The sequence below is a fragment of the Armatimonadota bacterium genome (genome assembly GCA_035527535.1).
Classification (GTDB): Bacteria; Armatimonadota; Hebobacteria.
The window spans coordinates 1-8,493 of record DATLAK010000010.1; the positions used below are offsets into that span (position 1 = coordinate 1).

The following is an 8,493-nucleotide window of genomic DNA, read 5'->3' on the forward strand; positions in this document are numbered from 1 at the left end:
CAGATCGTCTCCGTCGGCGCCGAGGAGCCCGCGGGCGACTTCGACCGCGTCCTCGGCGGGCCCGACGTCGCCGTCCTGCCCGGCCTGGTCAACGCCCACACCCATGTCGCCATGACGCTGATGCGCGGCTACGCCGACGACATGGAGCTGATGCCGTGGTTGGAGCAGAAGATCTGGCCCACCGAGGTCAAGCTCAAGCATGACGACATCTATTGGGGGTCGCTGCTGGGGATGGTGGAGATGCTGCATGCGGGGGTCACCACCTTCAACGACATGTACTGGTGGTTCGACGCGACGGCGCAGGCGGCGCAGGAATCGGGCATTCGGGCGGTGCTGTCGGCGGTGCTGCTGGGCTTCATGGATCGCGCCGAGAAGGACCTCGCGGCCGCCGCCGAGTATGCGCGGAAGTGGCGGGACGCCGCCGAGGGGCGCATCACCGTCATGCTCGGCCCCCACGCCCCCTACACCTGCCCCGACAGCATCATGCGCTGCGCCATCGAAACCGCCCACGAGCTCAACCTGGGCGTCCACATCCACCTCTCCGAGACCGCATCCGAGGTGCGGGAGAGCATCGCCAAGATGGGACTGACTCCCGTCGCCCACATGGAGAGGCTCGGCCTGTTCGAGGTGCAGCCGGTGCTCGCCGCCCACTGCGTGCACGTCACCGATGACGACATCGCCCTGCTCGCGCGGCGCCGGGTCGGGGTCAGCCACAACCCCGGCAGCAACATGAAGCTCGCCTCGGGCACGGCGCCGGTGCCCAAGCTGCTCGCGGCGGGGGTCAGCGTCGGCCTCGGCACCGACGGCGCCGCCAGCAACAATAACCTCGACGTGCTGGAGGAGGCGCGCCTGGCCGCCCTGGTGCACAAGCTCGCCGCTGACGATCCCACCTGTATCAGCGCCTACCAGGCGCTGGAATTGGCCACCCGCGGCGGGGCGCGCGCCCTGGGCATGGAAGATCGCATCGGCATGCTCGCGCCGGGGATGAAGGCCGACATCGTCCTCGTGGCGCTCGATCGGCCGCACCTGACGCCGCGCCACAACGTCGTCTCCAACCTGGTTTACAGCGCGCGCGCGGGCGACGTGCGAACCGTCCTCGTCAACGGCAAGGTCGTCCTCGACGACGGCAAGCTCACCACGGTGGACGAGCGGGAGGTCATGGCCCGCGCCGCCGAGCGGGTGCAGGGGTGGTCGTGATCCCGTGGAGCACAGCCGCCCCGCCCAACGACCGGCGGGCAAGCCCTGGCGATGCACGCAATGCCGCCGAAGGATGTCATTCAGAGCGAAGCGAAGAATCCCGTCTCCGATTGATGCCGGGACCCGGGGGGTGCCAACATGCCCGAGAACCTTCTCTACTACGGCGACAACCTGGACATCCTGCGGCAACACATCGCGGATAAATCGGTGGACCTGATCTATCTCGACCCGCCGTTCAACAGCAACGCCAGCTACAACGTCCTGTTCGCCGAGCAGAACGGTTCGCGGGCCGCTGCCCAGATCAAGGCGTTCGAGGACACCTGGCGCTGGGACCAGGCCGCTGCCGAAGCGTGCCAGGAAGTCGTCGAGGCAGGTGGGCGAATCTCCCAGGCAATGCAGGCGTTGCGCATATTCCTCGGCGACAGCAATCTGCTTGCCTACCTGGCGATGATGGCCCCGCGCCTGGTCGAGTTGCGCCGCGTCCTCAAACGCACCGGCAGCATCTACCTCCACTGCGACCCCACCGCAAGCCATTACCTCAAACTGCTCATGGACGCGGTGTTCGGCGCGGCCAATTTCAGGAATGAGATAGTCTGGCGACGGACACCGTTCTCCGGAAGCAGCAAGGCGCGAGCCCAGCAACTTCCCAAGAGCCATGACATTGTCCTCTTCTACTCCAACGGCGTTTTCTGATAGGAGCGTTGGCAATTCGTCACAGAGAGGGACTTATTGGGAGGTTTGCAGAATGGTTCTGCCGCTAAAACACTCGCGAACAGTAGCAGAAATGGCTGAACTGCTATACGACTTTCTGCCTGGTTCCGGGAACCCGAAATGGAAGGGACACGTGTCGTTTAGGACGGTTGCACAGAAAGTGGGCGTGGGTGATTTCTGGCAGGCCGGCAGCAAGAAGCCAATGATAGCTTCCCTGCTGGGCAGCACATTGGAGTTTAGACGCGACCGATTCGAGCCGTTGTTGCTTGAGGTTGTGAGAGCAGGTATTGTCTACCGGCAGTCGCAAGGCAACCCCGTTACGCCTGGACAGATTGACTGTCTTAACGGCTTGGTTCTCGAAGTCGGCTTCAAGTTCCCAGACCTGTGGGACCCTGGCCTGAAGGCGTCACTAGGAGCGGATGGGATGACCCGTGCCAGGGAGCATGTCGAGCAAGAACAAGCGCAGGAGAAGCTTCGAGCCGCGGATCTGGGCGAACGCAGTCGCGAGATGTACGCGCTCAAGGAGCAGTTTCTCGCTTTGCATTCGGAACCGAATCGCCAGCAGGCGGGTTTGTACTTCGAGAAGATTCTGAATCGGATGTTCGATCTCAAGCAACTCTCGCCGCGAGCGCCGTTTGGCGTCAGGGGTGAGCAGATAGACGGTTCATTCGTACTCGACAGCGAGGTATACCTGCTTGAAGCGAAGTGGGAACGGGAGCCGTCAAGCGAAGCCGGTCTCCTCGTGTTTCGCGGCAAGATCGAAGGCAAATCCAAATACACTCGCGGAGTCTTTATCTCGGTGAACGGCATAACGCGAGAGGCTGAGGATGCCATTACACGAGGGAAGCAACCTTGCTTCTTCGTTATGAACGGATATGACGTCACGATGCTGCTCCAAGGAGATGTGCAGCTTGTCGATTTCCTTCGTCAACGGCAGCGAATCCTGGCGGAAGAGGGCCGAATAACCGTTCCGTTCCAGGAGCTTCGGTTCTGAGTTGGCACCGAATACGAGATCGGCGGGCAGTCCAGGGAGGATAGCAGGAACAGGATGTGACCAGTTCCAGTTCTGGGCCCTCGGCTTGGTTGGCGCGCGCCCGGTCGAGCAGAAGAAGGGCAGCGACAAAGGGATTGACGGTCGCATCTACTTCCACGACGAAGGCGAAGGCGCCAAGACCAAGCAGGTCATCCTCCAGGTGAAAGCCGGTCACATCACCTCGGCGCACGTGCGCGACCTGCGCGGCGTGGTCGAGCGCGAGGCCGCGGAGATGGGCGTGCTCATTACGATGCAGGAGCCGACCCAGCCCATGCGCGCGGAGGCGGCAGGCGCGGGGTTCTATCGCTCCCCCGGCTGGAATGAGGACTACCGGAAGCTGCAAGTCCTGACGGTGAATGAGATGCTGCACGGCACGGGCATTGAGATGCCGCCGCTGCGCCAGGTCAACCGCACCTTCAAGAAAGCGCCGAGCGCGCGTGGAAAACGAAGACCGCGCCGCGACCAGGACCTGCCGATGGGCGGGTGAAAGGGGGCGGGTCGCTCTCTTTCAGTCGTCGGCATGACCCGATGTCATATTCAATGAGGGGTGTTCAGGATGGCCGCCGCGGGGCCTTGCACCGTCGAGAACGCGACTTCTATAGGAAGTCGCGCCCACGACGGCGGACCGGGAGCGCGCGGCCCAAGTGTGGCACAGGCGCCCTCGCCTGTGATTCGGGCGAAAGGGACATCATGCGAATCGTCAAGTGGCTGGTAGTGGTGACATTGGTGGTTGCCGGTATGCTCGTGGTAGGTTGCCAGAAGAAAGCGGCGACGCCGCCGGCCCCGGTCGCGCCCGCGCCGACCGCGGCCGCGCCGGCGCCCACGGGCGACATCCACGCCGCCGCCGCCGCCGGCGATGTGGCGCTGGTCGAAAGGCTGGTGGGGGCCAACCCGGCCCTGGTGCGCGCCACGAGTGAGAATGGCCGGACGCCGCTGCACGACGCGGCGGCGGAAGGCAGGACCGCGGTCATCAAGCTGCTGCTGTCGAGAGGGGCGAGCGTCAACGCCCGCGACCGGGACCGCGCGACGCCTATGTACTGGGCTGCCATTCGCGGGCAGGCCGAGGCGGTGCGGATGCTGGTGCGCGCTGGGGCCGGCGTCAACGTCGCCAACGACCGCGGCGACACGCCGCTGCACGCGGCCGCAGGCGCGGGTCAGGCCGAGGTCGTGCGCGCTCTGCTCGATGCGAAGGCCAGCCTGACCGCGAAGAACAAGTCGGGCTCGACGCCGCTGCAGATGGCGAAAGCCTTCGGGCGGGGGGAGGTTGCGGCCATCCTGGCGCGCGGCACCTCCGCCCCCGAGTGGCTGCGGGCGTGGGTGCAGAGGGAGACCCAACGCCCCGGGGTCGAGCGCATAGAGGTGAGATCCGACACGGTGGTGGTGGTGCGCCTGCGGCCCGGCGCGGTCAGCCCGCAGGTGGGCGCCGAAATGCAATTCGCGGCGGCGTCCCTGTGGTTCGCGGCCCCGCCCGACTATGACCCCAAGGCACCCTTCGAAGTGCAGGTGATGGTGGAGGGAGCGCTCAAGGGCACCGCGCGGGCCTGGCGCGACCACACCGAATGGCAGCCACAGTGACCTCCGAGCGGGCCGTGGTCGCGGCCGGTGGGGATGCGCGAGCCGACTCCTGCCCCTTCCAACTCGTGCTTGGTAGCGAAGTGGCTGGGCTGCTTCGCAGAGCAGCAGGGGATGATAAAGGTGGGGGTGGAACGCCGTCGGCCCACACCCTCACCCGGCCCGGCGGGGAGACGATCAGGATCGCCAAGTGTTAGCCGCCTTCGTCGTCGCGCGCATAGCCGTTGACGCGCTGATCGCGCGGTTCGTGCTGGGCGTGTGCAGCCGCGCTTTCCGGCGTGCGTTGGGCGCGATCCTCGTTGCCGACGTCGTGGTCGCGCTCATCGCCTCGCTTCTCATCTACTGGATGGCGAACAGAAGCGCCGGCTCGGCCACCCACCGGCTGTCCGCCACGCTCGGGGCCGGGGCAGTGATGCTGCTGATGATACTGCTGGTGTGGGAGGGCGCGATCTGGTTGGCGCTGCGGCCGTCGCCGCCCTCGCGGTGCCGCGTGGGCGCGGCAGCTGCCCTGCTGCTGCTGGCCGGCCTGGGTCCGATCACCGCCGCGGGGACGGTTCAGGACCGGCTGAACTTGCCGGCGCGGGTCACCAATTGGCAGGTTCCGGTGCGCGGGCTGCCGCCGGCCTTCGACGGCCTGCGGGTTTGCTGTATTGGAGATGTGCACCTTCACCGCGGAGACGGCAGCACGGCAATGCGCGCCAGGCTTCGCCCCCTTGCCCGCCTCCGTCCTGATCTGATTCTCTTTGTGGGCGACTACGCGACCGGTGATGCCCGCTACGAAGCGCAGGCGGCGCAGGTGATCGCCGAGCAGAGGGCGCCGCTCGGTGTGTACGCGGTGCTGGGGAACCACGATCGGTGGATCGGTGAGGCGGATTCCCTGCGGGCGCTGCGCGGAGCGAGGGTCCGGGTGCTGGTCAATGAGAGCATCGCGCTCAAGCGCGGCGGGGAGGCGCTCTACGTGGCGGGCGTGAATGATCCCTACACTGGCGGGGACGACCTCGACGCCGCGCTCTCCGGGGCGCCCGCGAAATCGTGCGTCATCCTCCTGGCGCACTCGCCCGACATCATCGCGCAGGCGCGGGGGCGCGTGGCGCTGGTGCTGGCGGGGCACACGCACGGGGGCCAGATCAACCTGCCCCTGATGGGCCCGCCGGTAGTGCTGTCGCGCTACGGCAACCGCTACGCGCACGGGCTATTCCGCGAGGGCACGACCGCGATGTTCGTGACGCGCGGGGCCGGCGAAATCTTCCCCAACGTGCGCTTCAACTGCCCGCGCGAGATCGCCCTGCTCACCCTGCGGCGCGCCGCAGCACCCACAGGGTCATCTCCGGCGGGCAGCAATAGCGAACGCTCAGTCGCGTCGTCCCGATCCCGGCGGTCACGATAAGCGTGGTGCCATCGAGCCGGACTACGCCGGGGCTACTTGTCCGCCCATGGCGGAGCAATCCTCGCCCTACAGCGGCGTGCGACAGGTTCCGCGCCCCGGCTGCAGAACGCCGTTACTCGACTCTGCCCGGGGAAGTGATCGTCATGCGCCGCATCCTGTTCTTGGACGACAAAGACCTCCAGCACGTGCACAACCTGCGCCGCACGGTGCATCAGCCGCAGCGCCACCCGGCCAACCCGGTGGTGCGCGCCGATCGCCCGTGGGAGAACATGGTGTCGGTGTACGGCACCACCCTCTACGACGAAGCCGTGGGCAAGTTCCGCATGTGGCACCTGGCGGGCTGCCCCGGCGACGGCGAGTTCACCGACCACGCCACCGGCACGCGCCATGCGCTGCCGCAAACCACCCGCGTGGGCTACGCTGAATCGCCCGACGGCGTCAACTGGCACAAGCCTGAGCTGGGGCAGTTTGAGTTCCGCGGCAGCCGCGCCAACAATATCCTGGCCCTGGGGCGCCAGAACGCCGAGGGCATATCGGTGCTGGTGGACGAGGGCGAGCCCGACCCCGCGCGCCGCTACAAGGCGCTGTTCTGGGATCACGCCACCGGCGGCGCGCATGTGCACCCCGAGCTGAAACGGGTGCTGTGGCAGGAGACGCCTGACGACGGCGCCTTCCTGGCGTGGTCGGCGGACGGTATCCACTGGACGCACGCGCCGCGCAACCCGGTGATCCGCGCGTACATGGACACCAACCAGAACCTGCTGTGGGACCCGGCGCTGGAGCGCTACGTAGCCTTCAGCCGCTTCGGCTTCGGGCGCAAGATCGCGCGCAGCGAGAGCGAGGATTTCCTGCACTGGACGCCGCCGCAGCTGGTGCTGGAGTGCGATGAGCGCGACGGCGAGGGCACGCAGTTCTACGGCGCCGGCATTGACCTCTACGAGGGGCTGTACGTGGGCATGCTGTGGGTCTATCGCGAGGGCGGCGACGGCTGCATAGACACCCAGCTCGGCGTCAGCCGCAACGGCGTTGACTGGGAGCGCGTGGCCGAGCGCCAGGTCTTCTTGCCCCTGGGGGAGCCGGGCTCGTGGGAGGACGGCATGGCGCGCTGCGCCGAGCGCATTATCCGTCGCGATGAGCGGCTCTACATCTACTACGACGGCGTCAACGGCCCGCACTCCGGCCCCAAGTTCCCCCATGAGTCCATCGTGCGCAAGCACAAGCCGGCCATCGGCCTGGCGACCCTGCGCCGCGACGGCTTCGTTTCCCTCGACGCCGGGGACGAGCCGGGCCTGCTGGTGACGCAGCCCTTTGCGCTGCCCTCCGGGCCGCTGCACCTCAACCTGGATGCCGCCGGCGGCCTGTGCACCGCCGCGCTGTGCGAGGAAGAGGGGCATCCCCTCCCCGGCTGCGAGCAATCGCTGCCGGTCACCGGCGATGCCCTCGATGCCGCGGTGGTCTGGCCGCAGCCCGCGTCCGCGCCCGTGGGACGCAACGTGACGCTGCGCATAACGCTCCAGCGCGCCTCGCTCTACGCGTACTGGTTCGAGTGAGGCCAGACCGGGGGCATACCGCCCGGAGAGTGGGCGGGAGCGGCGGCGCGACCGCCCGCGCGAGATCGCCCTGCTCACCCTGCGGCGCGCCGCAGCACCCACAGGGTCATCTCCGGCGGGCAGCAGAAGCGAACGGCCAGTCGCGTCGTCCCGATGCCGGCGGTCACGATGAGCGTCGTTCCATCGAGCCGGAACACCCCTTGGCTCAGCTTGCGCACCAGCCGCGAGCGCGTGACCAGCGCCCCGACCCCCGGCAGGCGTACCTGGCCGCCGTGGGTGTGGCCGGCAAAGATGAGGTCCGCCTGCAATGCCTGTGGGCGCCGCACGACGTCCGGGCTGTGCGCCAGCAGCAGCTTGAACGCCTCCGGCCGCGCCGGCGCCAGGGCCCGCGCGGGGTCGTCGCGGTAACGGTGCGGATCATCCACCCCGGCGACCCAGAAGTCGCCGTTCGCGTCGTCCAGCGGTTGGCCGCGGTTCAGCAGCAAGGCGCCCCCGGTTGCGGGCCAGCGCGGGAGGTGATGCTTGAAGCGATCCGCCCAGTGATCGGCGTTGCCGGGGACGATGAAGGTCGGCCAGCGCGCCGCCAGTTGCTCGAGCAGGCTGTGGGCCAGGGGCAGGCCGCGCGGCCCCGAGACGAGGTCGCCGGTCACCAGCACGAGGTGCGGTTGGGCCGCTTCGGCGCGGGCGATGACTGCGGCGCGGCAGTCGCGGCGCGGGTGCAGGTGAGGATCGGAAACATGCAGCACCCGCAGGCCGTCATAACGCCGCGGCAACCGCGGCAGGGTGATGTCGCGCTGCAGGCAGCGAATGGCCGAAGGGGCGGCGGCCCTCCTGCCGAGAAGCCACAGGATCACCGCGCCCGCTATGAGGGCCGCCACCGCGTAGTAGTAGGTCACAGGGCTGCTATTCTATAGTTCAGCCATTTTTGTAGGCAGAAAGTGAAGGGGCAGAACGTGAGAGGTCTATGCCCTCGCGCGGCCAAGGGTTGTTTATTCGAACATCCCAGCCGACGAGGTCATAGCCCATGTCACAGCCCCTCGTTC

At 67.4% G+C, this 8,493-nt stretch carries 7 protein-coding genes and 1 pseudogene; 7 read left to right on the forward strand and 1 reads right to left on the reverse strand.

Annotated elements, in window-relative coordinates; all coding sequences use genetic code 11:
- The 7 genes and pseudogenes from VM221_00375 to VM221_00405 form a co-directional block, all read left to right on the forward strand.
- Positions 1–1,197 (forward strand): amidohydrolase (locus VM221_00375; protein HUT73274.1); only part of this gene is annotated, 1,197 nt, incomplete at its 5' end.
- A 138-nt stretch (positions 1,198–1,335) separates the two neighbouring features.
- Positions 1,336–1,875, forward strand: a pseudogene (locus VM221_00380) (DNA methyltransferase).
- Between the two features lie 67 nt (positions 1,876–1,942).
- Entirely contained in the window at positions 1,943–2,902 is a 960-nt protein-coding gene (locus VM221_00385) for a hypothetical protein (protein ID HUT73275.1), read from the forward strand.
- Positions 2,903–2,987: 85 nt separating this feature from the next.
- Positions 2,988–3,428 (forward strand): restriction endonuclease, encoded by a 441-nt coding sequence (locus tag VM221_00390; protein ID HUT73276.1) that lies wholly within the window; start codon positions 2,988–2,990, stop codon positions 3,426–3,428.
- Between the two features lie 203 nt (positions 3,429–3,631).
- Positions 3,632–4,516 carry an ankyrin repeat domain-containing protein gene (locus VM221_00395; GenBank protein HUT73277.1) on the forward strand — a complete coding sequence of 295 codons (885 nt, stop codon included), beginning with the start codon at positions 3,632–3,634 and terminating at the stop codon, positions 4,514–4,516.
- 187 nt (positions 4,517–4,703) lie between these two features.
- The gene (locus VM221_00400) at positions 4,704–5,900 is read left to right on the forward strand and encodes a metallophosphoesterase (GenBank protein ID HUT73278.1); all 1,197 of its coding nucleotides are present in this window, start codon (positions 4,704–4,706) and stop codon (positions 5,898–5,900) included.
- Positions 5,901–6,043: 143 nt separating this feature from the next.
- A complete protein-coding gene (locus VM221_00405) occupies positions 6,044–7,450 on the forward strand; it encodes a hypothetical protein (GenBank protein HUT73279.1) in 1,407 nt (468 codons plus the stop codon).
- 74 nt (positions 7,451–7,524) lie between these two features.
- Here VM221_00405 and VM221_00410 read toward each other — a convergent pair whose 3' ends face one another.
- Positions 7,525–8,346 carry a metallophosphoesterase gene (locus VM221_00410; GenBank protein HUT73280.1) on the reverse strand — a complete coding sequence of 274 codons (822 nt, stop codon included), beginning with the start codon at positions 8,344–8,346 and terminating at the stop codon, positions 7,525–7,527.
- Positions 8,347–8,493: the final 147 nt, after the last annotated feature.

Excerpts from the sequence above, each read along its gene's own strand:
- VM221_00405 (HUT73279.1), top strand. The coding sequence starts at position 6,044 with ATGCGCCGCATCCTGTTCTTGGACGACAAAGACCTCCAGCACGTGCAC.
- VM221_00395 (HUT73277.1), top strand. The coding sequence starts at position 3,632 with ATGCGAATCGTCAAGTGGCTGGTAGTGGTGACATTGGTGGTTGCCGGT.
- VM221_00385 (HUT73275.1), top strand. The coding sequence starts at position 1,943 with ATGGTTCTGCCGCTAAAACACTCGCGAACAGTAGCAGAAATGGCTGAA.